Genomic DNA, 26,201 nt, shown 5'->3' on the forward strand with positions numbered 1-26,201 from the left:
ATTTGTTTTGCTGCTTGCAGGCTTTAAACCGCCCGCAAAATCCCGATGATGTGTGCCAACTCGGGATCGTCTACTTCCGCCTTGCCGTTTACGTAGTCCAGGAAGTCGTTATCGCCCAGCTCCAGGCACTTCCTGTACGCGGCAAGCTCGGCCATGGTGAGCTGGTCGAAGCCATTAGCCAGAAAACGCTCCAGCACAATGTCCAGTTCCAGCAAACCACGGCGCGAGCGCCAGCGGATCCGTTTTATTTCAACCGGATCGATGTCGGTCATACGGCACGCTTAACCATCATGTCTTTGATCTTGCCGATTGCCTTGGTCGGGTTCAGACCTTTCGGGCACACATCCACGCAGTTCATGATGGTGTGGCAACGGAACAGGCGATACGGGTCTTCCAGGTTGTCCAGACGCTCGTTGGTCGCCAGATCGCGGGTATCCGCGATAAAGCGGTAGGCAGCCAGCAGGCCGGCCGGGCCAACGAATTTGTCCGGGTTCCACCAGAAAGACGGGCAGGAAGTAGAGCAACAGGCGCACAGAATGCACTCGTACAGGCCATCCAGCTCCAGACGGTCCTCCGGCGATTGCAGGCGCTCGCGCTCTGGCGGTGGCGTGTCGTTGATCACGTAAGGCTTGATCGAGTGGTACTGCTTGAAGAACTGGGTCATGTCCACGATCAGGTCGCGGATAACCGGCAGGCCAGGCAGCGGGCGCAGCTCGATAGGCTGTTTCAGGTCAGCCCAGTTGGTGACGCAGGCCAGACCGTTCTTGCCGTTGATGTTCATGGCGTCAGAGCCACAGATACCTTCGCGGCAGGAGCGACGGAACGACAGGGTGTCGTCCATGGCTTTGAGCTTGACGATCACGTCCAGCAGTTTTACGTCGTTCGGGCCCAGCTCGATCTCGTAATCCTGCATGTACGGCTTGGCGTCCTTGTCCGGATCGTAGCGGTAAATGGAAAAACGGGCTTTGGTCATCTTGATCTCCTGGTCGCCGCTTAGAAAGTACGCTCTTTCGGCGGGATGTAATCCACCGACAACGGTTTGGTGTGCACGGGCTTGTAGGTCAGGCGACGGTCATCGCCGTAGTACAGGGTGTGCTTCATCCATACATCGTCGTCGCGCTGCTGGAAGTCGGCGTGGGCGTGGGCGCCACGGGACTCTTTACGCGCTTCGGCGGAGATCAGGGTAGCGACAGCCACTTCGATCAGGTTTTCCAGCTCCAGCGCCTCGACACGTGCGGTGTTGAAGACTTTGGACTTGTCCTTGATCTGGATGCGTTTTACACGCTCGGCCACTTCCTGGATTTCCTTCACGCCCAGTGCCAGGTTTTCCGAGTTACGGAACACGGCAGCACGCGCCTGAACGGTACGCTGCATGGCGGTACGTACTTCGGTCACGTCTTCGCCGTTGGTCTGGTTGTCCAGGCGGCTGATACGGGCCAGGGAACGCTCTGCGGCGTTGGCCGGCAGCGGTTTCCAGTTAGGCATTTCGTTGCGGATGAACTCGACCATGCTGTCGCCGGCCGATTTGCCGAATACCACCAGGTCCAGCAGGGAGTTTGTACCCAGACGGTTGGCACCGTGCACGGAGGCGCAGGCGCATTCGCCAGCGGCATAGAAGCCATTTACGCGGGCTTCCGGGTTGTCGCCTTGCGGGATCACCACTTCGCCACGGTAGTTGGTCGGAATACCGCCCATCATGTAGTGGCAGGTCGGGATAACCGGAATCGGTTCCTTGATCGGGTCTACGCCGGCAAACTTGATGGCGATCTCGCGAATGCCAGGCAGGCGCTGTTTGATGATATCCGGGCCCAGATGGTCCAGCTTCAGCAGCACATAGTCCTTGTTCGGGCCGCAACCACGGCCTTCCAGCACTTCCTGCTCCATGGAGCGGGCCACGAAGTCACGTGGGGCCAGATCTTTCAGGTTTGGTGCGTAGCGCTCCATGAAGCGCTCGCCGTTGGCGTTCAGCAGGATACCGCCTTCGCCACGCACACCTTCGGTAATCAGTACGCCGGCACCGGCTACGCCGGTTGGGTGGAATTGCCAGAATTCCATGTCTTCCAGCGGGATACCTGCGCGAACGCACATACCCAGGCCATCACCGGTGTTGATGAAGGCGTTGGTGGAAGCGGCGTAGATACGGCCGGCACCGCCGGTAGCAAACAGCACGGCTTTCGCGTGGAAGATGTAAACCTCGCCGGTTTCCATTTCCAGGGCAGTCACACCCACCACATCGCCAGCTTCGTCACGGATCAGGTCCAGTGCCATCCACTCGACAAAGAACTGGGTGTTGGCGCGCACGTTACGCTGGTACAGCGTGTGCAGCATGGCGTGGCCGGTACGGTCGGCTGCGGCACAGGCGCGCTGCACCGGGCTTTCGCCGTTGTTCTGGGTATGGCCGCCAAACGGACGCTGGTAGATCTTGCCGTTTTCCAGACGGTCGAACGGCATACCGAAGTGTTCCAGTTCGATCACGGCTTCCGGCGCCTTGCGGCACATGAATTCGATGGCATCCTGGTCGCCCAGCCAGTCCGACCCTTTTACGGTGTCGTACATATGCCATTCCCAACGGTCTTCCTGCACGTTACCCAGCGAGGCGGAGATACCACCTTGAGCAGCAACGGTGTGCGAACGGGTAGGGAATACTTTGGAAAGTACGGCAGTTTTCAGGCCGGACTCGGACAGTTGCAGGGCAGCACGCATACCTGCGCCACCGCCGCCAACAATTACTGCATCAAATCGACGAACGGGTACAGTCATTACAGCCCCCAGACAACCTTAAGCGAATAAATAAAACAGGACACCAGCCACACTGCAGTTACGGAGTGCAGGGTCAGGCGAAGGCCTACCGGCTTGATGTAGTCCATCCACAGGTCACGAATACCTACCCAGGCGTGCAAGAACAGCGCCAGCAGGGTAGTTTGGGTCAGAACCTTTACCCAGGTCAGGCTAAACAGGGCTTTCCAGCCTTCGTAGCCAGCCGGCATGGCCAGCAGGAACAGCACCAGCATGACGGTGTAAGCCAGCATGATCACGGCAGTCACACGCTGCATGATCCAGTCGCGCAGGCCGTAGTGAGCACCAACGACGTTGCGGTTTACCATAGGATGGCCCCCAGAATCACAGTCAGAGACAGGCTGACTACCAGCACCAGCTTGGCAGTAGCGCGGGCGGTCTGCAGTTCCAGACCTTTATGGATATCGAGCAGCAGGAAACGGATGCCGGCCAGTGCGTGATGCAGGAATGCCCAGAGGAAGCCGATCAGGATCAGTTTCATCAGGGGATGGGCAACTACGGCGCGATAGCTGTCGAAGGTTTCTGCGGAACTGAGCGAACCGCTCAGAAGATAGATCAGGAGTGGCAGCGAGAAAAACAGTGCCACACCGCTGATTCGGTGCAGGATCGAGACGATGCCCGGAAGAGGCAGCCTGATCTTGCCCAGATCTAAGTGCTTAGGTCGTTGCTTCTGCATAGAGCTTCCTTGGATGTGCATGTACCAAGTGGTTATACCCGGCCCCCACCATGGTTGCAGGGGCCATCGGAACGGGAGCCAGCACGGCACTCCCACCCATCAAAACATGTTGAACCAATGCTGCAGGTGCAACATGTCCCTGAGATTCTATCAAAACCGCGCCCTGCTGCGGACGCCAAACAGCCAGACCAAGACCATCTGACCAGCTAAATGGCCCGCAAATCAGGGATTTCCCTGACGTATCAGGCCGAATTTGTCCGTCACGCACCAGCGCTCGCGCCACTCAACCGGCACGCCCTGCATATCGCAAGACAGTCTCAGATACTGCAACAGCGGCACACCATCAGCTACGGACAACAACTGCATTTCTTCACGCCCCGGCAGAATCGCGCGCCACTGCTCTGCCTGTACCCGCAAGCGCACACCAAAGTGCTGCTGCAACAGCGACCACACACCAGGCATCTGGCGCAGCCAGCGGGTATCGATGGCATCAAAGCGCTCAACGGGCAGCATCACATCGTCCAGCGCCACCACCTGCCCCTGCATGCGCCACAGCATGCGTATGCGGTGCAAGGGCGCACTGCGGCGCAAACCCATGGCCGCGGCCAACTCCTCGTGCGCATGTACCCGGCTGACCCCCAGAAACTCGCGCAGCAAGCGATCCGGCTTTTCTGCCAGCAAACCGGGCGACACCATCGCGAGGCCTGCCCAATCATCCAGCGGGGCCGACACAAAGGTACCCCTGCCCTGCTGGCGGTATAGCACACCGTCGTTGACCAGCTCGGTCAAAGCCTTGCGTACCGTGCCCTGGCTTACCGCAAACTGGTCTGCCAGATCCCACTCGCTGGGTAGCAGCTCATTACTGGCCCACTCCCCCTCGGCAATACGTTCTAGCACCTGCAGCTTTACCTGCTGGTAAAGCGGTAACCGATGTAGCGATTTTGCGTGCATGTGTTCTTTTTAACATCAAATAAATCAAGCGTAAAGGTTAGTCTTATATAAGACACAAGACAAGAGTAAATCTTGCTGCGCCGCACCACCCGCCTTGATACCCACAAACCGGACTTGGCGTGCTACACTCGAAGCCAGTATTGCAAAGCAGCATGCGCAAGGAAGAGCATGCGCTACGCATCCATCGCCAAGTCCAAAGGAGAGTACATCGATGAAAGCCCCCGTTCGCGTTGCCGTTACTGGTGCAGCCGGTCAGATTGGTTACAGCCTGTTGTTCCGCATTGCCAGTGGCGAAATGCTGGGTAAAGACCAGCCGGTCATTCTGCAGCTGCTGGACCTGCCACAGGCACAAACCGCTGTAAAAGGCGTGATGATGGAGCTGGAAGACTGCGCCTTCCCGCTGCTGGCCGGCATGGTCGCTACCGATGACCCGGAAGTGGCTTTCAAGGATGTACAAGTTGCCCTGCTGGTAGGCGCACGCCCACGCAGCAAAGGCATGGAACGCAAAGACCTGCTCACCGCCAACGCCGAAATCTTCACCGTACAAGGCGCCGCCCTGAACAAAGTGGCAGACCGCAACGTAAAAGTTCTGGTTGTCGGCAACCCGGCCAACACCAACGCCTACATCGCCATGAAGTCGGCACCGGACCTGAACCCGAACAACTTCACCGCCATGTTGCGCCTGGACCACAACCGCGCGCTGTCGCAAATTGCCGCCAAAACCGGCAAAGCCGTGGCCGACATCGAGAAGCTGGCCGTATGGGGCAACCACTCCCCGACCATGTACGCTGACTACCGCTACGCCACCATCAACGGCGAGTCGGTAAAAGACATGATCAACGACCACGAATGGAACCGCGACGTGTTCCTGCCTACCGTAGGCAAACGTGGCGCTGCCATCATCGAAGCCCGTGGCCTGTCGTCTGCTGCCTCTGCGGCCAACGCTGCCATCGACCACATCCGCGACTGGGTACTGGGCACCAACGGCAAGTGGGTTACCATGGGTATCCCGTCCGACGGTTCCTACGGCATTCCGAAAGACGTGATGTTCGGCTTCCCGGTAACCTGCGAAAACGGCCAGTACACCATCGTACAAGGCCTGGAAATCGACGAATTCAGCCGTAGCTGCATCAACGTTACCCTGAACGAGCTGGAAGAAGAACGCGCTGGCGTAGCCCACCTGCTGGGTTAACAAGCGAGCTATTCAGCCCAAAGCGCACCGCAAGGTGCGCTTTTTGTCTTTACTGAAATACCCTGTCATCTTGTTTATATTGCTCTTTTTGGAGGTCGCAATACCATGATTGAAGCTGAAGTACTCAATCAAATTCAGGCTCAGATCGACGATCTGACTACCCGCAACACCGATATCCGGGGGTATCTTTGACTACGACGGTAAAAAAGACCGTCTGGAAGAAGTAAGCCGCCTCACCGAAGACCCCGATATCTGGAACGACCCCAAAAAGGCACAAGAACTCGGCCGTGAACGCAAGCAGCTGGAAGACGTGGTACTGGTGATCGAAGGCATCGCCAACACCCTGGCCGACTGCGGCGAGCTGTTTGAAATGGGCAAAGCCGAAGAAGACGACGACACCATCCTGGCGGTAAAAGCCGACCTGGACAGCGTGGAAGAAAAGCTGGCCAAGCTGGAATTCCGCCGCATGTTCCACGACCCGATGGACCCGAACAACTGCTTCCTGGACATCCAGGCCGGCGCCGGCGGTACCGAAGCCCAGGACTGGGCAGGCATGCTGCTGCGCATGTACGTGCGCTACGCCGAACGCAAGGGCTTCAAGGTAGAGATCCTGGAAGAATCCGAAGGCGAAGTGGCTGGTATCAGCAGCGCCACCATCAAGATCGAAGGCGAATACGCCTACGGCCTGCTGCGTACCGAAGTAGGCGTACACCGCCTGGTGCGCGTGTCGCCGTTCGACTCCAACGCGCGCCGCCACACCTCGTTCTGCTCCGTGTTTGTGTACCCGGAAGTAGACGACAGCTTCGAGATCACCATCAACCCGGCCGATGTGCGTACCGACACCTACCGCGCCAGCGGTGCCGGCGGCCAGCACATCAACAAAACCGACTCCGCCGTACGCCTGACCCACGCCCCGACCGGCATTGTGGTGCAGTGCCAGAACGACCGTTCGCAGCACCGCAACCGTGACGAAGCCTGGCAGATGCTGCGTGCCAAGCTGTACGAACGCGAACTGAAACTGCGTAACGAAGCCAAGCAATCGCTGGAAGACAGCAAGACCGACGTAGGCTGGGGCCACCAGATCCGCTCCTACGTATTCGACCAGTCGCGCATCAAGGATCTGCGCACCAGCTACGAGGTAGGCAACATCAAAGCCGTCATGGACGGCGACCTCGACGGCTTTATCGAAGCCAGCCTGAAACAAGGCGTGTAAGCCATACCCAAGGTTGGCCGCAAGACTGCGGCCAACCTTTTACATTAACGGAGATCCCCCATGTCGGAACAAGAATCCAGCCTGCAGCAGCACGACGAAAACCACATCATGGCCGAGCGCCGTGAAAAACTGAAAGCCATCCGCGAAGCCGGTGTTGCCTTCCCCAACGACTTCAAGCGCGAACACCTCAGCGGTGACCTGCACGCCGCCTACAACGACAAAAGCAAAGAAGAGCTCGAGCCGCTGAACATCCAGGTAGCCGTAGCCGGCCGCATGATGCTCAAGCGCGTGATGGGCAAAGCCAGCTTCGCCACCCTGCAAGACGTTGCCGGCCAGATTCAGCTGTACATCAACGACCAGGGCGTCGGCGCCGACATCCACGCCGCCTTCAAACACTGGGACATGGGCGATATCCTGTCCGCCAAAGGCACCCTGTTCAAAACCAACAAAGGCGAGCTGTCGGTCAACGTATCCGAGCTGCGCCTGCTGTCCAAATCGCTGCGCCCGCTGCCGGACAAATTCCACGGCATGACCGACCAGGAACAAAAATACCGCCAGCGCTACGTTGACCTCATCATGAGCGAAGAGAGCCGCAGCACCTTCATCAAGCGCTCCAAGATCGTACAAACCGTGCGCGACGTGATGGTAAGCCAAGGCTACCTGGAAGTAGAAACCCCGATGATGCACCCCATCCCGGGCGGCGCCGCAGCCAAACCGTTTGTCACCCACCACAACGCCCTGGACATGCCGCTGTACCTGCGCATCGCCCCCGAGCTGTACCTGAAACGCCTGGTGGTAGGCGGCCTGGAGCGCGTGTTCGAAATCAACCGTAACTTCCGTAACGAGGGGATGAGCACACGCCACAACCCCGAGTTCACCATGATCGAATTCTACGAAGCCTACAGCGACTACCAGCGCATGATGGAGATGACCGAAAACATCATCCGCCAATGCGCCATCACCGCCACCGGCAGCACCACCGTGACCTACGGTGGCAAAGAAGTCGACCTGGGCAAGCCGTTTGACCGCTTCACCATCGTGGGCGCCATCCAGCACTACAACCCGCAATACACCAACGAACAGCTGGCCGACGCCGAATGGGTCGCCGCCGAGATCAAGCGCCTGGGCGGCAAGCTGCCACCGGCACCTGGCCTGGGCAGCCTGCAGCTGGCCCTGTTTGAAGAATGTGCGGAAAGCCTGCTGTGGAACCCGACCTTCATCATCGACTACCCGGTGGAAGTGTCCCCACTGGCACGCGGCTCCGACGCCGACGCCAACATCACCGAGCGCTTCGAGCTGTTCATCGTGGGCCGCGAACACGCCAACGGCTACTCCGAGCTGAACGACCCGGAAGACCAGGCCAACCGCTTCCTGTCCCAGGTAGCCCAGAAAGACGCCGGCGACGACGAAGCCATGCACTTCGACGCCGACTACATCCGCGCCATGGAATACGGCCTGCCACCAACCGGCGGCTGCGGCATCGGCATCGACCGCCTGGTAATGCTGCTGACCGACGCCCCGTCCATCCGCGACGTCATCCTGTTCCCGCAGATGCGCCACGAAGCCTAAGCGTTTCACACAGGCAACTGCCCAACCCCGCGTCGCCCCGTGCGACGCGGGGTTTTTCGTGCCCAGATTCTGCTGCGGCAAACCACCTACTCGCAGCGAAAAGTAACAAGTAGCCCGGATAAGGCGCAGCCGCATCCGGGGAACAGCCGGATACCCAAGGTTGGCCGCATTCTGTCTGATGACCAAGTGACCGCACCAAGACAATCAACCCCGGATGCGCCGTTAGCTTATCCGGGCTACGGGCTGAGTGAATCGCAATGCGTGGTCGCAGCACGAGTTCTCGACTTGTGCATCCACAGCCTCGAACAGCGACTTCAGCAGAGCATCGGCGATTGGAAATGCGTCCTGAGCCAGCCTCCGCTGTTGCAACTTCCAAGCCTTCTTACGATCTCGGTCACTCACGTCCATCAGCTTTCGCTCCTTGCCTCCCAACGTTTGAGTTCAGGCCGCACCGGGTAGGCAAGCAACCTAACGTTCGAGTTCAGCCGACCGAGACAGCGAAGCTGGCTTTGGTCGGCTACAACGAAGGGTTAAGCCTAAGCCGCATTGAAATCCGCAAGGGCGTACTCCACTTCGGTTTGTGTGATCGCAACTTCAACATTGAATGGCGCTGTGCTCGAAGCGTAGATCAATGCTGAACCTGCGGAATCGAAACACAACTTAACGCCAGCTTGCACAATGACTTTTCGAATTGCATTGGTTGACGCCGGCCCGCGGCCGACGTGATGAACATAGTGCGGTGAGCTACCGACATGTTCGGGGTGCGGGTCAGAGGGCTCGAGCCACTCTTCTCGAAACAATGGAACTGCCTCTCGGATCGTCTCAGCTTCGCTCAATAGTCGCCAAGCCCGACACTCAGTTGGTTCGATCGTGACCTTAACCGGGAAGACTTCAAAGTACCTGGCAATACCCACATCTTCCGTGCAGAAGACAATCGATTTTCCGTCTGTGCAGCGGAACGCAATAAATAGGTGCCAGTAGCCATCGTCTTGGAACACTGCGTCTACTGTTCGACCGGCAAGGACTTCCAATTCATGGGACGACGCACGCGAAATTGTTTCCATCTGAGGCTTAACGTAGAAGTGAGCGGCCTGCGCGGCCTTTCGCGCAGGTCCGCTCGACTGCCGGGTTGGGCAACAAGCTCATTGCGTCTTTGCGGTGACCTGCGGTTTTGGTGGTTCTTTCAGTTTCCCAATGCGCTGCTTTTCCAGCGACCAATGGTGGGAGTCTGAAAGTTGCTCAATGAGGTATGTACCGCTTAGGGTCATCGTCTTTGGGTCGTAGGTTCCCAAAATGAGAATGTTGTTTTCCATGGAGAGGACCACCGCGTTGGGCGGGGTTGCCACAACGTAAAATTCTTCCTGGTTTCGCGCTGCGTTATTGCCAACTATGTTTGCCAATAGCAGTAGGAGAAGCGCGGCCGCTGCTAGGCGGAGACCGCTCTCACCCATAACTCCTGCAGCCTTTTCGGTAAGCGTGTATTTTTGACTATTCCGCTCTAGGTCTTTTTGCGCGAGAAGCTTGTTTTCGTAACCAACGACTTTGCGATGCACTATCAAGGGAAAGGCAAGCTCGAAGAACGCGAAAAAGCTCACGACTGAGGCGAGGGCTATCCAGGCACGCCAACCATCAAGAAGGTTAAAAGCGACGAGGCCCGCGATAAGCGTGATGGCAAGCAGCCTACGGATGACTTTATGATGCGCAGACTCACCACGTGGAGCAAATGGCCATATGCCGTTTGCTATGTTCCAGAAGGATAGGAACGCCAGCCCCACTGCTCCAGCGGCTTTCAATACAGTGCCTATGGTCGGTGTCAGCAGGAGCGGCGGTATTCCGAAATACGATGCGTAGCCGCTTTGATACGCGAATGCGATACCGTAGGAGAGAGCGGACGCTGCCGCCAAGAGAATACCTTCTGAGATTTGACGTGACTCAGCCATTTATGGTGTTGCCCAACGTGAAATATACACCTCTGCAGGTGTATATTTGGCTTATCTGTGTGTACAACCAAGCATGATATGCGCATTTATCATTGCTTTACAAGCTATTGGGGTTGCCAATGCCTGAAAGTACACAGCAAGTAGCCCGGATAAGGCGCAGCCGCATCCGGGGAACAGCCAGATACCCAAGGTTGGCCGCATCCTGTCAGATGACCAAGTGACAGTGCCAAAACAATCAAGCCCGGATGCGCCGTTAGCTTATCCGGGCGTTCCTTATGACCCCAATCTTGTCGGAAAAGCTTGTGCGCCAACATAGAATCTACTAGCTGTAAGTATTCCCACCCTTACGTTAGGCTTTATCCGCATGGAACGTAACGTGCTCATCCCCTCCCTAGCCCGTGGACTTCTTGGCGAAGTCCATCCGTCGCTTCGTGCGGCGTCTGCTGAGCTGGATGCGGCTAACCATGTGGTTCGCATCCGCTTCGAGTACGACGGAGAGCCGTCACGTGCCGCTCGAGAAAGCTGCTCGTGCGCAGCTACGGAGGTCATTGCAGATTTCGTGGCACCCTGGGGCCTTGACGAGCAGCACGTGGTCCGGCCCCGGCCACAGCCAATCGCACCGTTGGCCCTGCTTGCCTACCAGCGGTGGGAGCCCGAAAATGCAAGCTGACATTTTGCTCAAGGCCAATGTCCACTTGGCTTGCAGGCATCCTGGACGGGTGGCGTACCAGCGGCTGTTCGTTCACACGTGGGTCCAACCCTTCTTCTTCCAGCGTGGTAGCACTGCAACGTTCGGAAGCTGTCTGCCGTAGCATCTCCTTGCCATTCCATGCGGCCAACTGCGCCCTCCTCCCCGTCCTTCCAACCACCTGCCAACCGCAGTGCCATCGCGTATGCTGTCGGCGTTCCTTTGACGGTGCATACCAATGACGCAAGCGCTTCGCCTGGCCGCGCTGGCCCTGTGGCTGGCCAGCCTGCTGTGGCCGGCGGCGATTTCGCCGCACGGCGATACGCTGCTGGGTATCCAGCTGCTGGCCAGTGGCACGCTGCTGCTGGCGGCGTGGCTGCCGCTGACCTTGCTAAGCACCCCCTGGCTATGGCTGGGGGTGCTCAGTAACGGGCTGATGCTGGCCGAGCTGCGCCGCCTGCGGCAGCTACTGCGGCCAACTAGCGGCCTGGGCGCGCTGCTGCTGTTGCTGGCTGTGGCGGTGCATAACGTGATGTTGATACGGCCGCTGGTGACGCTGCTACCCAGCCTGCGGCTGCACGGCGCGTATTACTTGTGGGCGGCGAGCTTTGTGTTGCTGGCGCTGGCGGCGGTGAGCGAACACCCGGTGCTGGCGCGTGGCGTGTTGCTGCGCGGCCTGTTGCTGCTGGGTATTGCGCTGCTGACGGGCTTTACCGGCGTGGCGGCTATGGTGCTGTTGCACTGAAAAGGACTGCATAACGGGCGGCACGCGACCGCTGCCGGGCGCGCCGTCCGGCCCGCAAAGTTGGCGCGGGGTGAGTATGATGGGCGTTTCCACGCTGTTGTGCGCTCGGGCACGCCCAACAAGCTTGGCCAGCCGGTAAGTACCAGATTTGATGCTAACGCTGCCAGCCAAATCCCGTTACGCCCATGAAAAAACCCCGGTCAGTAGACCGGGGTTTTGCTTTGCCGTGTTACAGCAAACCGCTTAGCCGTGCAGCTTGGCCAGCTGTTTGGCGATGATGTCGTGGTTCAGCCACAGCACCGGGCCGGCAGGGTTGGCCGCTTCGCCGAACATCAGCGGGCCGGTGCCTTCCAGCACCAGGGCGCTGAGGTGGTCGGTAACCAGTGCGCTGCGCTCTTTGTGCTTGCTGGTGATGTCGTCGGAGGTGCCGATCATCACGTCGGCCAGCGCCGGGGAGTTGTCCATGGGCCAGGCGGCAAAGTCGCGGAAGGCCAGCATGGTGGCGTCGGTGTTGTAGGCTTCGATCTGCGCCAGCAGGTCTTCAATGCTGTAGCCGTCTTGCAGCAGCGCGTGGCAGGCGGCCCATTGTGCCTCGGTCCATGCGCCCGGGGCTTCCTGGCGCAGGGCTTTGAGCAGCGGGAACAGCGACAGCTCCACGCCCACAAAGATGTCGGACGAGTTGGTGCGGATTTCCGGGCAGTTGAACACGGTGGCCTTCACGCCCTGCTGCCACGCGGTGCGGGCGTGGTCTTCCAGGCGTTTTTTGGCGCCGCCCTGGGTGTAGTTGGTGTAGGTCTGCCACTGGTACTGGCCGTCGATCAGGATCTCGGTGCCGTGGTAGCCGTAGGCGGTATAGCGTACCTGGCCGCCGGTGGCTTCCAGGCGCTGGCGCAGCGCGGCGCTGCCGTCGATCAGGTACTGGAAGGTGTTGGCGGTGACTTCGTCGAAGTTCATCAGGATCAGCTTGCCCAGGTCGCTATCCAGCAGCGCACGCGACGACATGAAGCGGTCGCCACGGCCTTTGTAGATGCGGTTGGCAATGGCCAGGAACACTTTCACCTTGGGGATGCCACCTGCCATGGTGTGGGCAAAGAACACATTGCTGCCGTCGGCGACCAGCGGCTCCAGCTGGGCCATCACTTCGGCTACGCTGTTTTTGAAGCGGGCTACGCCGGCTTCGCGGCAGCGTTCGATCTGCGCCCAGTCCAGCTTTTCGTCCTGCCAGTTTTTCAGGGTCAGTACCGACAGCAGCTCGGTGGGGGTGGGTTCGCCAGCCGGGGCGTCCAGGTCGAAACCGGCCATCAGCGGCACGTTGATCACCTTGCCGCCGATGCGGGCTTCGGCTTCGGCCAGCTCTTCGGCATTCAGCGGGCGCAGGCTGTTATCGGCTTCGCGTCGGCCTACGGTCAGGCCGATGATGGTCATGCCGGCGGCGCGGGCTTCGTTGATCAGGCCGTTGGCGTAACCACGGCCGAACAGCTCGCCAAACAGCACGAATACGTCGCCCTGGCGGAAAAGTTTGCCTTGCGGGAGGTCGCGAAGAGAGGTCGGTGCGTTCACTGAACAGGTCTCGAATTAGGTTAATGGCTCGAATTCTAATTTGAACAGGGCAAGCTATCAAATCTGCCACTGTTTAGTTTGTGTAACCATGCGGCCAGCTGGCGCCTGCCGGGCATGAAAAAACCCGGCCGTAGCCGGGTAGTTGGCCGCACGACACGCTATACCGGCGGGCGCAGGGTTTCTTGCCGCAGCAGGGGCTCTACCAGCTCGGCGGCCATGGGCTTGGCGAGCAGGTAGCCTTGCACCTGGTCGCAGCCGTGCTCTTCCAGGAACGACCATTGCTCGATGGTTTCCACGCCTTCGGCCACCACTTGCATGTTCAGGTTCTTGGCCATGTTGATGATGGCACGGGTAATGGCGGTGTCGTCCTGGTCGTCCGGGATGTCGCGCACGAAGGAGCGGTCGATCTTGAGCTTGTCGGCCTTGAAGCGCTTGAGGTAGGACAGGCTGGAGTAGCCGGTGCCGAAGTCGTCAATGGACATGCGGATGCCCATGGACTGGATGGCGCGGATGGTCTGGATGGTGGCCTCCATGTCGTCCATGATCACGCTTTCGGTCACTTCCACGTCCAGGCAGCTACCCGGCAGCTGGTAGGCGGCCAGCGCGTTGCTCAGCACCTGCACCAGGTCCTGGTGGCGGAACTGCAGCGCCGACAGGTTCACCCCCACGGTCACCAGCGGCAGGCCGGCTGCGTGCCAGGCGGCAATCTGGCGGCAGGCTTCGCGAATAACCCAGTTGCCGATCTGCACGATAAAGCCGCGCTCTTCGGCTACGTCGATGAAGTGTATCGGCCCCAGCAGGCCCAGCGACGGGTGGTTCCAGCGGATCAGCGCTTCGGCACCAATGATCTTGCCGCTGGCAATGTCGACCTGTGGCTGGTAGTGCAGGATGAATTCGTTGTGCTCTACCGCGTAGCGCAGCTGGCTTTCGATGGCCAGAATCTCGCGGGCACGGGCGTTCAGGTCGGCGGTGTAGAACTTGTAGTTGTTACGCCCGCTGGACTTGGCGTGGTACATGGCCGCATCGGCGTTGCGTACCAGGGTGTCGAAGTCGCGGCCGTCGTCCGGGAAGATACTGATACCGATACTGCCGCTAATGGACAGGGTGTGGTTGTACACCTCCAGCGGAATGCCGAATTCGGTGAGGATGCGTTCGGCCACGTGGGCAGCTACAGCGGCATCGCTGATCAGCGGCAGCAGCACGATGAACTCGTCGCCGCCCTGGCGCGCCACCACTTCGCCGGTGCCCAGCACCTTGCGAATGCGCTCGGACGCCATCTTGAGCAGGATGTCGCCGGCGGCGTGGCCCAGTGATTCGTTGACGGTTTTGAAGCGGTCCAGGTCCAGCAGCAGGATGGCCAGCTTGCCGTTGTCGCGCACGGCATTCTGGATAGCCAGCAGCGCACGGTCTTGCAGGTGGCCACGGTTGGGCAGGCCGGTCAGTACGTCGAAGTGGGCCAGGAACTGGATGCGCTCGTCGGCGGCTTTGCGCTCGGACTGGTCGCTGAAGATGGCCACGTAGTGAGTCACCTCGCCTGCCGGGCTCTTCACCACGTTGATGGCCAGCCATTCCGGGTACACCTCGCCGTTTTTGCGACGGTTCCATACTTCGCCCTGCCAGAAGCCCTCTTCGCGCAGCTCTTTCCACATGGCTTCGTAGAACTCGCTGCTGTGGCGGCCAGAGGTCAGCACGGTGGGGCGCTGGCCCAGCACTTCGTCCTGGCTGAAACCGGTGATTTCGGTAAAGGCACGGTTCACCGAGCGGATCAGCACGTCGGCGTCGGTAATCATGATGCCTTCGGCGGTGTTCTCGAACACCTTGGCGGCCAGCTGCATGCGCTCTTCGGCGGCGCGGCGCTCGGAGATGTCGCGCACCATGCGCCATACGGCAGTGATGCGGCCGGCGGCGTCACGCATGGCCACGGTTTTCACGCTGACCGGGATAGGGTTGCCGACGCGGTTGATGTACTGCACTTCGAATTCGTCGCAGAAGCCGAAACGCATCACCTTGTGGTCCAGGTTGTAGCGCTCTTGCGGCTCGCTTTCGCGGTCCAGCAGGCCCCAGAAGTTTTGCAGCTTGAGCTGGTCCAGGCTGTAACCCAGCAGGCTGAGGAAGGCCGGGTTGGCGTCGATGATCTGGCCTTCCAGCGAGCTGATCACAATGCCGTCCAGGTTGGACCAGAACAGCTCGCGGTATTTGTTTTCCGAGCGGCGCAGCGCGTCTTCTACCTCGCGGCGGCGTTCGATATCGGCTTCCAGCGCCAGGGTTTTGGACTTGAGCTCGTCGATCAGGCGTTTGAGCTCGGCACGCATCCATTCCAGGTGCTTGCCCACGGTGCCGATTTCGTCCTGGCGGCCCCAGTGAAACGGCTCGTCCAGCTTGAGTGCGGCCAACTGTGTAGCCTGCTCGGACAGCTGGCGGATGGGGCGCAGAAAGCGTGAATGCAGAATGGTCATGATCAGCAGCACGGACAGCAGCAGCTGCGCGACCACGATCATCAACAGGTTTTTAAGCTGGTTACGCTGGTCGATGGCCAGGTGTTCGGTATCAAACTCGATGCTGACCTGGCCGATGGCCTCGCCGCGGTACACCACGTCTTTCTGCACGAAAGCCACGCTGCCAATGCGGCGCTCGCTGCGCAGGGTCGACAGAAAAACGGTGTTGGACTGCGTGTCAGACACGCGGATGGAAATGACGCGGGTGTCGTCCATCACCGAGGAAACCAATGGGGCACCGGCTTGTCTGCTCAGGTTCCACAGCGGCTCCTGCATGCCCAGCGCCACGATGTCCAGCAGGCGCTTCTGGTCCACTGCCAGCTGGTTTTCCATGCGTTCGCGCTGCAGGTTGTAGCTCAGCACGGTGATGATGACCGCCGGAATCAGCAAACCCAGCACGAGCGCCATCAGGAAAACTTGCCGCAAAGACAAACGAGAACCGATGAGGTAGCTGTCGAAGTTGTCTGGCTTCTGGTTCATGGAGTCGTTTACCCTCAGGGCACTTTGCCGCTGGTTTCATCAGTTATTTACACAGAATAAGCGCTCTTGCCGTGGTGTGCAAAGACGCTGTATGCATAGTATACACAGGGATAGCCGGTTGCCGAATGCCGAACAGCCCGCCTACAATCCTTGGCTAACTTTATAAAAGGCAGATATCACATGGAAAACAATCGCTTCGACCAATTGCTCTGTGCCCGCTGGATTATTACGGTAGAGCAAGATGGTGTGGTGCTGGAAAACCACGCTGTGGGTATCAAGGATGGCCGCATTGCCGCCATCCTGTCGCCAGAGCAGATCGCGGCAGCCGACGCCACCGAACGGGTGATGCTGGATAACCATGTGTTGATGCCGGGTCTGGTGAACCTGCACGGCCACAGCGCCATGACGCTGCTGCGCGGCATGGCCGACGACAAGGCGCTGATGGACTGGCTGCAAAACCACATCTGGCCGGCCGAAGGCAAACACGTCAGCGACCAGTTCGTGTTCGACGGCGCGCTGCTGGCCATGGGCGAGATGTTCCGCAGCGGCACCACCACCATCAACGACATGTACTTCTTCCACGACGCCATGGCGCGCGCGGGCCTGCAAGCGGGCATGCGTACTTTTGTAGGCTGCTCGATCCTGGAATTCCCCACCGCCTACGGCCAGAACGCAGACGACTACATTGCCAAGGGCCTGGCCGATGCGGCCAACTACCAGGGCAACGAGCTGATTACCTTCACGCTGGCACCGCATGCACCGTATACCGTGTCCGACGACACCTTCCGCAAGGTGGTGGCGCTGGCCGACGAGCACGACATGCTGATCCACTGCCACATCCACGAAACCCAGGACGAGGTAAACGGCGGCGTAGCCGAGCACGGTGTGCGCCCGCTGGCGCGCCTGGACAAGCTGGGCATGCTGAGCCCGCGCCTGATCGCCGCGCACATGGTGCACCTGAACGATGAAGAGATCGCCCTGTGCGCCGAGCGTGGTGTAGCGATTGCCCACAACCCGACCAGCAATATGAAGCTGGCCTCCGGCATCGCCCCGGTACAAAAGCTGCTGGATGCTGGCGTGACAGTAGGTATCGGCACCGACGGCGCCGCCTCCAACAACAAGCTGGACATGCTGAGCGAAACCCGCATGGGCGCGCTGCTGGCCAAGGTAGGCACGCTGAACCCGGTAGCCGTACCGGCCGCCACCGCCATCCGCATGGCGACCCAGCAGGGTGCCAACGCACTGCACATTGGCGACAAGGTAGGCAGCGTGACCGTTGGCAAGCTGGCCGACCTGATTGCCGTCGACCTGGCGCAGATCGAAACCAGCCCAAGCTTTGACCCGATTTCCCACATTGTCTACGCCGCCGGCCGCGAGCAGGTGAGCCACGTCTGGGTAAACGGCCGTAAAGTACTGAGCGAGCGCACGCTGACCACCCTGGACGAAGCCGACCTGAAAGCCCGTGCCGACGCCTGGCGCGTGCGCATTCTGGCCAAATAAGCAGGACACGAAATGAGCAATGTAGACGAACTGGAGCTGGATAAATTCAGCCAGATAGCCCACAAGTGGTGGGACATGGACAGCGAGTTCAAACCGCTGCACGAGATCAACCCGCTGCGCCTGGACTTTATCGACAGCCACGCCGGCCTGGCCGGTAAAACCGTGCTGGACGTAGGCTGCGGCGGCGGCATTCTGGCCGAAAGCATGGCGGCACGCGGCGCCAGCGTCACCGGTATCGACCTGGCGAAAAAGTCGCTGAAAGTGGCCCAGCTGCACGGACTGGAAAGCGGCGTCAGCGTGAGCTACCGCTGCGTGCCGGTAGAAGAGCTGGCCGCCGAAGCCCCCGGCAGCTTTGACGTGGTGACCTGCATGGAAATGCTGGAACACGTGCCGGACCCGCAAAGCGTGGTACGCGCCTGCGCGCAGCTGGTGAAGCCGGGCGGCTGGGTGTTTTTCTCTACCCTGAACCGCAACGCCAAGTCCTACCTGCTGGCGGTGCTGGCAGCGGAATACGTGCTGAACATGCTGCCCAAGGGCACGCACGAGTACGGCCGCTTCCTGAAGCCGTCCGAGCTGTCGCGCATGGCGCGTAACGCGGGCCTGGGCATCGATACCCTGTCCGGCATGAGCTACAACCCGCTCACCCGCATTTACAGCCTGGGCAGCGACACCGATGTGAACTACCTGATCGCCACCCGCCGCCTGGCCTGAGCTGCACGGCGCCCCCTTGCGGCCAACCCTGTCTTGCGGCAAGGTTGGCCGCAAGCCATTCATGGAACCCCCATGCTTACGTCCCCCCCGCTGCCGCCCAAAGCCCTGCACTGGCTGGCCGAACTGGGCATCACCGACCAGGCTGCCCTGCTAGCCTGCGGTAGCGTGCGTGCCTACCTGCTGCTGAAAGCCAGCGGCCATACGGTTACCGACAAACTGCTGTTTGCGCTGGAAGCCGCCGCACGCGGCGTACACTGGTCTGCACTCACCGATAACGACCGCCAGGCGCTGCGCCAGGCAGCGGCAGCCCACGCCCCGGTACGGCCGCTACCCGCCGCCGCAGAGCTGCAGCAGCATATGCAGGCAGCGCTGGCGCTGGCGCGGCAAGCAGCCAGCGCGGGCGAGGTACCCGTCGGGGCGGTGGTGGTAAAAGATGGGCAAATAATCGGCCAGGGCTATAACCAGCCCATCAGCCGGCACGACCCCTCGGCACACGCCGAAATGGTGGCGCTACGCCAGGCCGCGCAGGCACTGGGCAATTACCGCCTGGCCGGCTGCACGCTGTACGTCACGCTGGAGCCGTGCGCCATGTGCAGCGGTGCCATACTGCATAGCAGGCTGGACCACGTGATTTACGGCGCCCGCGAAGCACGCACCGGCGCGGCCGGCAGCGTGGTAGACCTGTTTGCCCTGCGCCAGCTCAATAGCCATACCGCCATCGACGGTGGTATCGCCGCGCAGGAAAGCGCAGACCTGCTGGCCAGCTTCTTTGCCCATCGTCGCCCGGGAGGCACACCATGAAACCCTTGCTGGCCACCCTGTTGCTGGCCCTGCCCTGCTGGGCTGCTGCCAGCGAGTACCCGCTGGTAGCACAGCTGCAAAACCAGCCGCTGCAGCCCGTACAGCTCAAACCCAACCCGCGCACCCCCGGTGCACCGTGGATCGAGGTAGGCGTACAAAGCCAGCGCCTGGCGCTATACGACGAGCGCGGTATCCCCGTGCGACAGTTTGTCATCTCCACGGCCAGCAAAGGCGTGGGCGAGCGGGTCAACAGCTACCAGACCCCGCGCGGCTGGCACAAGGTATGCGAGCGTATCGGCGATGGCATCGCGCGTGACACCATCATTTACCGCCGCCAGGTCACCCCCTGGCTGTACACGCCGCAGCTCCACGCCGAGTACCCCAATAAAGACTGGATACTGACGCGCATCCTGTGGCTGTGCGGCCAGGAGCCCGGCCTGAACCAGGGCGGCGAGGTAGACAGCTACGACCGCGCCATTTACATCCACGGTGCCGGTAGCCACGTGGCCTTTGGCACCCCCACCTCGCGCGGCTGCGTGCGCATGAGTGGCGACGACATCATCGACCTGTACGACATCACCCCCAACGGCATCGACGTACTCATCAACGAAACCCTGTAACCATGCTGAACCTCACCACACCCGCCCTGTTGTTCCCTGCTATTTCCCTGCTGCTGCTGGCTTATACCAACCGCTACCTGGCGCTGGCCGGCATCATTCGCGGCCTGTACGACGACTACCAGCAGCACCCCAGCGACAAGCTAGTACAGCAAATCGGCAACCTGCGCCGCCGCATCGCGCTGATCAAAGGCATGCAGAGCCTGGGGGTGGGGAGCCTGTTTCTGTGCGTGGTGGCCATGTTCATGATCTACACCGGTTGGCCGCAGTCGGCGCAGTACATTTTTGGCGTCAGCCTGCTGCTGCTGATCGTGTCGCTGGGCATGTCGCTGCTGGAGCTGCGGATGTCTACCGACGCGCTGAACATCCTGCTATCCGACCTGATTGCCGCCGAACGCGAGCGGCAGCGCTAGCGCTGGATAAGCCTACCGGCACCAGATACGGGCAAAAAAAATGCCTCCCCCGCAATGGGAGAGGCAAACACCCGTGTCGTACCTGCAAGGTTCCCAAAGGAACACGCAATAGCATTCACTATTACTCTTGAAGCAGCTGTCCAAACAAAAACCTTGCGAGCCACATTGTGGTGTTAGCCCCTGAATCTCCTCGCGCGGCCTTGCTTAAACAAGCGTTTGAATAGTACGGGTTTTCCCTGACACACCACAAGCCCCGCTGCAGATTTTTGCTGCGTAATGATGGCTTTACACAACACTTGCCATCGCGGCTGCCAAAACAGACAGGCACCGGCTACATAGCCCGCCCTGCCCCTGCAGTGCTAGAATCTGTCGAAAGTCCGATTGCCGGACAATATAAAACAACGATAAGTCCCCACCAGGAGGCCGACTTGAGCTTCAAGGCTAACGATTCACTCACCGAACAAATTGCGCAGTATCTGGGCAACAAGATCGTCTCTGGCGACATCGCCCCCGGTGCCCGCGTGCAGGAGCTGCGTATTGCGGCCGAGCTGGATGTCAGCCGTGGCTCCGTACGCGAAGCACTGCTGATCCTGCAGCGCCGTCATCTGGTGGATATCTACCCGCGCCGCGGTGCGATTGTGTCCAGCATCAACCGCGACGATGTACGCGAGCTGTTCGAGCTATGGTTCCTGCTACTGGAACAAGTGGCCGTGCAGCTATCGCAGCACTGGCAAAACGACGACCTGGCCGGTTTCATCGAAATCATGACCGAGCTGGGCGAACAGCACCGCAAGGGCGATACCGAGGCGTTTTATCACACCGGTGTCAGCTTCCTCAGCCTGCTGTACCAGCACGCCGGTAACCGCTACACCCAGCAAACGCTGTTCGACCTGCTACCGCAGGCACAGCGCAGCCTGTACGCCATCCTGCGCGCCGGCAAAGGCCAGCTGGACCGTACCCACGCCTTTCTGGACAGCCTGCTCAAAGCCATCATCGCCCGCGACCAGGCGGCCATCCGCCAGATGGTGCCCGAGTTCGGCAGCGCCTACAGCCTGCTGGCCCAAGCGTCGGCCGAGGCACTCGCCCAGTAAGCCTGCGGCTTGCACCGCATGAAAAAGGGAGGCCACGGCCTCCCTTTTTTCTTGGCACTTCGCGCCCAGCTACCGCGCTGGCGGGGCCAGCCGCTGGTAATCGGCAAAGCGGTACTGCAGCCCACCGGCACCGGTCTGGGGTTCGTGCAGGGTAACCGCCCACTCGGCGGGCGCCCAGGCGGGAAAGCAGGCATCGCCCGCCACATCCAGCTCGATATGGGTCAGCGCCATGGCATTCGCCAGCGGCAGCGCCTGCGCGTACAGATTGGCGCCGCCAATAATGCATACCTCCGGCGCGTCGCCTGCCAGCGCCAGGGCCTCCGGCAACGAGTGCGCGACCGTGACGCCAGCGTGCTGCCAGTCTGTCTGGCGGCTGACCACAATATTGAGCCTGCCCGGCAAGGGGCGGCCAATCGAGTCAAAGGTCTTGCGCCCCATGATCACCGGTTTGCCCAGCGTCACGGCCTTGAAATGCTTCAGGTCTTCCGGCAGGTGCCATGGCAAGGTGTTATCGACACCTATTACATTGCCACGCGCCATGGCCGCTACCAGGGTAATGCGCGGGCTCATACGGCCACCTCGGCTTTGATATGCGGGTGCGGGTCGTAGCCTTCCAGCGTGAAGTCCTCGAACTTGAAGGCAAACAGGTCGGTTACCGCCGGGTTGATGCGCATCACCGGCAGCGGGCGCGGCTCGCGCGTGAGCTGCAGGCGGGTCTGCTCCAGGTGGTTGCTGTACAGGTGGGCATCGCCCAGGGTGTGGATGAACTCGCCTGGTTTCAGACCGCATACCTGGGCCACCATCAGGGTCAGCAAGGCATAGCTGGCAATATTGAACGGTACACCCAGGAAAATATCAGCCGACCGCTGGTACAGCTGGCACGACAGCTTGCCGTCGGCCACGTAGAACTGGAACAGGCTGTGGCAAGGTGGCAGCGCCATCTCGTCTACCAGTGCCGGGTTCCACGCCGACACCATCAGCCGGCGCGAGTCCGGGTTGCGGCGGATCATGTCCAGCAGGTTGCTGATCTGGTCGATATGGCGGCCATCGGGCGCCGGCCAGCTACGCCACTGGTAGCCGTAAACCGGGCCGAGGTCGCCGTTTTCGTCGGCCCACTCGTCCCAGATGCGCACGCCGTTTTCCTGCAGATAGCGGATATTGGTATCGCCAGACAAAAACCACAGCAGCTCGTGAATGATGGAGCGCAGGTGGCATTTTTTGGTGGTCACCAGCGGAAAGCCGTCGGCCAGGTCAAAGCGCATCTGGTAGCCGAAAACCGAGCGGGTGCCAGTACCGGTGCGGTCGGACTTGTCGGTGCCGTGCTCCAGCACATGGCGCATCAGATCGAGGTACTGTTTCATGGCATAGATAAAAAGATAGGTGAAACCTTAACATTCTACACATGGCCTGCAATGCGGCCAACCTTGCAGCAAGTCAGAGCAAGCTAAGCGCCAATCCGCTAACATGCCCGCTTGATCCACTCACCCGATACGCCGCTGCACCATGGCCGATAGCGATCAGGAAGACAAAACAGAAGCCCCCTCGGGGCGACGGATAGACCAGGCACGCGAAGAGGGTAACGTCCCCCGCTCGCGCGAACTGTCTACCTTCGCCATTACCGCAACCGGGCTGGCCCTGCTGATGGCCACGGGCGAAAGCATTTACCAGTACCTGCTCAAAGTGATGCACGACTGGCTAAGCTTTGACGCTGCACGCGCCAAGAGTACCGACATTATCCTGGAGCAGTTTCGCGCCAGCCTGACAGACGGGCTACAGGCCATGGCCCCCTTACTGGGCGGCCTGTTTCTGGTGGCCGCTCTGACACCCTTGTTGATCGGCGGCTGGAACTTCACCACCAAAGCCATCATGCCCAATTTTGGCAAGCTGAACCCGCTCAGCGGCATCGCCCGGCTGTTTTCCATACAGGCCGCCAGCGAGGGTTTGAAGGCCATATTGAAAAGCCTGCTGATCGGCGGCGTCGCCACCTGGGTAATCTGGGGCGAGCGCGGCGACCTGATTGGCCTGATCAGCATGCCGCTGGACCGCGCGCAGATTCATCTTATCGGCCTGATGGAGCATACCTTCCAGATCGTGGTGGGCGCCATGCTGGTGCTGGTCTTGCTGGATGTGCCTTTCCAGCTATGGCAATACAGCAAAAACCTGCGCATGACCAAAGAAGAGGTGAAGCAGGAATACAAAGAACAAGAAGGCTCACCCGAAGTAAAAGGCCGTATCCGCCAGCTGCAGCGTGAAGCAGCACGGCGGCGCATGATGCAGGAGATCCCCAAAGCCAATGTGATCGTGACAAACCCGACGCATTACGCGGTGGCGATCCACTACGAAGACGGCATGGCCGCGCCCAAGCTGATTGCCAAGGGCTCCTTGAAGATGGCCGAAAAGATCATCGAAAAGGGGCGCGAACACAAAGTGCTGGTGGTGCGGGCGCCGCCTTTTGCCCGCGCTTTGTATTTCAATGTCGAGCTGGGCGAAGATGTGCCCAACAAACTGTACACCGCCGCCGCGCAGGTACTGGCGTATGTGCACCAGCTCAAGCACTATGAGCAGCAGGGCGGCATTTCCCCGGTTTTCCCGGAAAAACTGGAAGTGCCCCCCGAGCTTGACCCTGAAACCAAACACACTCAACATACTGCGCCCACCTGAAACTATTGATAAGGCATGGATAAGCTGCTGGAATTCCTGAAAAAGATCGACATCAACACCCTGGCCGGCCCGGTACTGATCATCCTGGTGCTGTCCATGATGGTGCTGCCGCTACCGCCGCTGCTGCTGGACATCTTTTTCACGTTCAATATCGCGATCTCCATCATTGTGCTGATGGTGGGCGTCAACACGCGTGAACCGCTGGAATTCTCCTCGTTTCCTACCGTATTGCTGATCACCACCCTGCTGCGGCTGTCCCTGAACGTGGCCAGTAGCCGCATCATCCTGCTGGAAGGCCACAACGGTACGGCAGCCGCCGGTGCCGTGATCGAATCGTTTGCCCACTTCCTGATCGGCGACAACATCACCATCGGTATCGTGGTGTTCATCATCCTGACCATCATCAACTTTGTGGTGATCACCAAAGGCGCCGGCCGTATCGCCGAGGTATCGGCACGCTTTGCCCTGGACGCCATGCCCGGCAAGCAAATGGCCATCGACGCCGACCTGAACGCCGGCCTGATCGGCGAAGAAGAAGCGCGCACCCGCCGCGCCAAGATTGCCGAAGAGGCCAACTTCTTCGGCTCCATGGACGGTGCTTCCAAGTTTGTGCGTGGCGACGCCATGGCCGGCATCCTGATCATGGTGATCAACATCGTGGGGGGCCTGATCATCGGTATCCTGCAACACGATATGGCGGTAGCCGACGCCGCAGAAACCTACACCCTGCTGACCATCGGTGACGGCCTGGTCGCCCAGATTCCTGCCCTGATCATCTCCACCGCCGCCGGTATGGTGGTCGCGCGGGTCGGCACCGAAAAAGGCCTGTCCGAGCAGCTGGTCGGCCAGCTGTTTGCCAACCCGACCGTGCTGTACCTGACTGCCGCGGTCATCGGCCTGCTGGGCATGATCCCCAATATGCCGCACATGGCTTTCCTGCTGATTGCCGCCACCCTGGCCGGTACCGCCTGGTGGCTGGACAAGCTGGCAAGCGAAAAAGCCGCCGCGCCGGCCGCCAGCAGCGCTCCGCCCCCCGCCATCATGGAACAGCCACTGGCCGAGGTGAGCTGGAAAGACGTGCAAGCCGTCGATGCCCTGGGGCTGGAGGTAGGCTACCGCCTGATACCGCTGGTAGACCGCGACCAGGACGGCGAGCTGTTACGGCGTATTCGCGGCATCCGCAAAAAAATGGCACAGGAGCTGGGCTTTCTCGTGCCTGCGGTGCATATTCGCGACAACCTGGAAATCCGCCCCAACGCTTACCGCATCTTGCTCAAAGGCGTAGAAATCGGCACCGGCGAGGCGTATATCGGCCAGTTTCTGGCCATCAACCCCGGCCAGGTTAGCGGCGAGCTGCAAGGCATGGCCACCACCGACCCGGCCTTTGGCCTGCCTGCCGTCTGGATAGAAGCTGGCCGCCGTGACGAAGCGCAGAACATGGGTTACACCGTGGTGGACGCCAGCACCGTGGTCGCCACGCATATCTCCAACTTGCTGCAATCCCACGCCGCCGAGCTGCTGGGCCGCGAGGAAGTACAAGCCCTGATCGACCATGTGGCCAAGGAAGCACCGAAGCTCATCGAAGATCTGGTACCGAAAGTGGTTCCGGTGGGCGTACTGCAAAAAGTCCTGCAACAGCTGCTGACCGATGGCATCAACCTGCGCGACTTCCGCACAATTATCGAAACGTTGGCCGACCACATCGCCATCACCCAGGATATCGACGAGCTGACCAGCGCCGTCCGTACCGCGCTATCGCGTGCCATCGTGCAGCAACTGTTCCCCGGCGAGCAGGAATTGCCGCTAATGACGCTGGAACCCTCACTGGAAGGTATCCTGCTACAAGCAGTCAATAGCAAGGCTGGCGGCGGGCTGGAGCCGGGCCTTGCAGAGAATCTATTGGCCAATGCCGCACAGCAAACAGAAAATGTTGAAAATCAGGGTTACAATCCAGTCTTGCTTACACCGCCGGGTTTGCGACCACTACTGGCACGCTTTCTGCGCAGGGCACTGCCACAACTGCGCGTGATTTCGCATAATGAGATTCCAGACAGCAAATCCATTCGTATAATTGCGGTGATTGGGGGGAGCAAAGGCTAATA

At 60.2% G+C, this 26,201-nt stretch carries 25 protein-coding genes; 13 read left to right on the forward strand and 12 right to left on the reverse strand.

Translation table 11 applies throughout. From position 1 onward, the window contains the following. Positions 1-23: 23 nt before the first annotated feature. The 6 genes from ACZ9XP_RS02270 to ACZ9XP_RS02295 form a co-directional block, all read right to left on the reverse strand. Positions 24-272: an FAD assembly factor SdhE gene (locus tag ACZ9XP_RS02270; RefSeq protein WP_147684414.1), complete on the reverse strand. Its 249-nt coding sequence runs from the start codon at positions 270-272 to the stop codon at positions 24-26. Then, complete coding sequence (locus tag ACZ9XP_RS02275; protein ID WP_017506946.1) at positions 269-973, reverse strand: succinate dehydrogenase iron-sulfur subunit; 705 nt, start codon at positions 971-973, stop codon at positions 269-271. The genes ACZ9XP_RS02270 and ACZ9XP_RS02275 overlap by 4 nt, the downstream gene beginning before the upstream one ends. Positions 974-993: 20 nt before the next feature. Beyond that, complete coding sequence (gene sdhA / locus ACZ9XP_RS02280; protein ID WP_147684416.1) at positions 994-2,760, reverse strand: succinate dehydrogenase flavoprotein subunit; 1,767 nt, start codon at positions 2,758-2,760, stop codon at positions 994-996. After that, positions 2,760-3,104, reverse strand: a complete 345-nt coding sequence (gene sdhD / locus ACZ9XP_RS02285) for a succinate dehydrogenase, hydrophobic membrane anchor protein (RefSeq protein ID WP_147684418.1) — start codon at positions 3,102-3,104, stop codon at positions 2,760-2,762. The genes sdhA and sdhD overlap by 1 nt, the downstream gene beginning before the upstream one ends. After that, positions 3,098-3,472, reverse strand: a complete 375-nt coding sequence (gene sdhC / locus ACZ9XP_RS02290) for a succinate dehydrogenase, cytochrome b556 subunit (RefSeq protein ID WP_147684420.1) — start codon at positions 3,470-3,472, stop codon at positions 3,098-3,100. Before sdhC ends, sdhD begins: the two co-directional genes overlap by 7 nt. 222 nt (positions 3,473-3,694) lie before the next feature. Next, on the reverse strand, positions 3,695-4,423 hold the full coding sequence (locus ACZ9XP_RS02295) for a GntR family transcriptional regulator (protein ID WP_147684422.1): 729 nt from the start codon (positions 4,421-4,423) through the stop codon (positions 3,695-3,697). A 211-nt stretch (positions 4,424-4,634) separates the two neighbouring features. On the opposite strand from ACZ9XP_RS02295, the gene ACZ9XP_RS02300 reads away from it, so the two are divergent. The 3 genes from ACZ9XP_RS02300 to lysS all read left to right on the forward strand — a co-directional run bounded on the left by ACZ9XP_RS02300 (position 4,635) and on the right by lysS (position 8,397). Continuing rightward, positions 4,635-5,615 carry a malate dehydrogenase gene (locus ACZ9XP_RS02300; protein WP_147684424.1) on the forward strand — a complete coding sequence of 327 codons (981 nt, stop codon included), beginning with the start codon at positions 4,635-4,637 and terminating at the stop codon, positions 5,613-5,615. A gap of 108 nt (positions 5,616-5,723) precedes the next feature. After that, positions 5,724-6,828, forward strand: a protein-coding gene (gene prfB / locus ACZ9XP_RS02305) for a peptide chain release factor 2 (RefSeq protein WP_147684523.1) whose coding sequence is annotated in 2 segments (ribosomal slippage) — positions 5,724-5,804 and positions 5,806-6,828 — 1,104 coding nt in all. Because the reading frame shifts where the segments join, the coding sequence is not laid out codon by codon here. 60 nt (positions 6,829-6,888) lie between these two features. Beyond that, on the forward strand, positions 6,889-8,397 hold the full coding sequence (lysS, locus tag ACZ9XP_RS02310) for a lysine--tRNA ligase (protein ID WP_465187914.1): 1,509 nt from the start codon (positions 6,889-6,891) through the stop codon (positions 8,395-8,397). 536 nt (positions 8,398-8,933) lie between these two features. Here lysS and ACZ9XP_RS02315 read toward each other — a convergent pair. Next, positions 8,934-9,461, reverse strand: a complete 528-nt coding sequence (locus ACZ9XP_RS02315; protein WP_465187915.1) for a hypothetical protein — start codon at positions 9,459-9,461, stop codon at positions 8,934-8,936. Between the two features lie 78 nt (positions 9,462-9,539). Continuing rightward, complete coding sequence (locus ACZ9XP_RS02320) at positions 9,540-10,337, reverse strand: hypothetical protein (protein ID WP_465187916.1); 798 nt, start codon at positions 10,335-10,337, stop codon at positions 9,540-9,542. 364 nt (positions 10,338-10,701) lie between these two features. Between ACZ9XP_RS02320 and ACZ9XP_RS02325 the strand changes: the two genes are divergently transcribed. Then, positions 10,702-11,007, forward strand: coding sequence for a hypothetical protein (locus ACZ9XP_RS02325; protein ID WP_465187917.1), 306 nt, complete (start codon positions 10,702-10,704; stop codon positions 11,005-11,007). A gap of 256 nt (positions 11,008-11,263) precedes the next feature. Next, positions 11,264-11,770: a hypothetical protein gene (locus ACZ9XP_RS02330; protein WP_465187918.1), complete on the forward strand. Its 507-nt coding sequence runs from the start codon at positions 11,264-11,266 to the stop codon at positions 11,768-11,770. 243 nt (positions 11,771-12,013) lie between these two features. Here the strand turns inward: ACZ9XP_RS02330 and ACZ9XP_RS02335 are convergent, their stop codons facing one another. Together ACZ9XP_RS02335 and ACZ9XP_RS02340 are read right to left on the reverse strand one after the other, a co-directional pair. Further along, positions 12,014-13,330, reverse strand: a complete 1,317-nt coding sequence (locus tag ACZ9XP_RS02335) for an enoyl ACP reductase FabMG family protein (RefSeq protein WP_465187919.1) — start codon at positions 13,328-13,330, stop codon at positions 12,014-12,016. Between the two features lie 158 nt (positions 13,331-13,488). Beyond that, complete coding sequence (locus ACZ9XP_RS02340; RefSeq protein ID WP_147684437.1) at positions 13,489-16,305, reverse strand: EAL domain-containing protein; 2,817 nt, start codon at positions 16,303-16,305, stop codon at positions 13,489-13,491. 180 nt (positions 16,306-16,485) lie between these two features. Between ACZ9XP_RS02340 and ACZ9XP_RS02345 the strand changes: the two genes are divergently transcribed. The 6 genes from ACZ9XP_RS02345 to ACZ9XP_RS02370 all read left to right on the forward strand — a co-directional run bounded on the left by ACZ9XP_RS02345 (position 16,486) and on the right by ACZ9XP_RS02370 (position 21,438). After that, positions 16,486-17,805: a TRZ/ATZ family hydrolase gene (locus tag ACZ9XP_RS02345; protein WP_465187920.1), complete on the forward strand. Its 1,320-nt coding sequence runs from the start codon at positions 16,486-16,488 to the stop codon at positions 17,803-17,805. A gap of 12 nt (positions 17,806-17,817) precedes the next feature. Then, positions 17,818-18,516, forward strand: coding sequence for a bifunctional 2-polyprenyl-6-hydroxyphenol methylase/3-demethylubiquinol 3-O-methyltransferase UbiG (ubiG, locus tag ACZ9XP_RS02350; protein WP_147684441.1), 699 nt, complete (start codon positions 17,818-17,820; stop codon positions 18,514-18,516). A gap of 72 nt (positions 18,517-18,588) precedes the next feature. Continuing rightward, positions 18,589-19,317 carry a tRNA adenosine(34) deaminase TadA gene (gene tadA / locus ACZ9XP_RS02355; protein ID WP_147684443.1) on the forward strand — a complete coding sequence of 243 codons (729 nt, stop codon included), beginning with the start codon at positions 18,589-18,591 and terminating at the stop codon, positions 19,315-19,317. Continuing rightward, positions 19,314-19,937, forward strand: coding sequence for a L,D-transpeptidase (locus tag ACZ9XP_RS02360; RefSeq protein ID WP_147684445.1), 624 nt, complete (start codon positions 19,314-19,316; stop codon positions 19,935-19,937). The genes tadA and ACZ9XP_RS02360 overlap by 4 nt, the downstream gene beginning before the upstream one ends. A gap of 2 nt (positions 19,938-19,939) precedes the next feature. Continuing rightward, the gene (locus tag ACZ9XP_RS02365) at positions 19,940-20,347 is read left to right on the forward strand and encodes a DUF2721 domain-containing protein (RefSeq protein WP_147684447.1); all 408 of its coding nucleotides are present in this window, start codon (positions 19,940-19,942) and stop codon (positions 20,345-20,347) included. A 428-nt stretch (positions 20,348-20,775) separates the two neighbouring features. Next, entirely contained in the window at positions 20,776-21,438 is a 663-nt protein-coding gene (locus ACZ9XP_RS02370) for a GntR family transcriptional regulator (RefSeq protein WP_438698217.1), read from the forward strand. A 69-nt stretch (positions 21,439-21,507) separates the two neighbouring features. Here ACZ9XP_RS02370 and ACZ9XP_RS02375 read toward each other — a convergent pair whose 3' ends face one another. Both ACZ9XP_RS02375 and ACZ9XP_RS02380 read right to left on the reverse strand, forming a co-directional pair. Then, on the reverse strand, positions 21,508-22,008 hold the full coding sequence (locus tag ACZ9XP_RS02375) for a dihydrofolate reductase (protein WP_465187921.1): 501 nt from the start codon (positions 22,006-22,008) through the stop codon (positions 21,508-21,510). Continuing rightward, complete coding sequence (locus ACZ9XP_RS02380) at positions 22,005-22,799, reverse strand: thymidylate synthase (RefSeq protein WP_465187922.1); 795 nt, start codon at positions 22,797-22,799, stop codon at positions 22,005-22,007. Before ACZ9XP_RS02380 ends, ACZ9XP_RS02375 begins: the two co-directional genes overlap by 4 nt. Before the next feature lie 142 nt (positions 22,800-22,941). Between ACZ9XP_RS02380 and flhB the strand changes: the two genes are divergently transcribed. Together flhB and flhA are read left to right on the forward strand one after the other, a co-directional pair. Further along, entirely contained in the window at positions 22,942-24,099 is a 1,158-nt protein-coding gene (gene flhB / locus ACZ9XP_RS02385) for a flagellar biosynthesis protein FlhB (protein WP_147684455.1), read from the forward strand. Positions 24,100-24,114: 15 nt separating this feature from the next. Next, positions 24,115-26,199 (forward strand): flagellar biosynthesis protein FlhA, encoded by a 2,085-nt coding sequence (flhA, locus tag ACZ9XP_RS02390; RefSeq protein ID WP_147684457.1) that lies wholly within the window; start codon positions 24,115-24,117, stop codon positions 26,197-26,199. The last annotated feature ends 2 nt before the right edge of the window (positions 26,200-26,201 follow it).

It is taken from the genome of Vogesella perlucida (assembly GCF_979366545.1).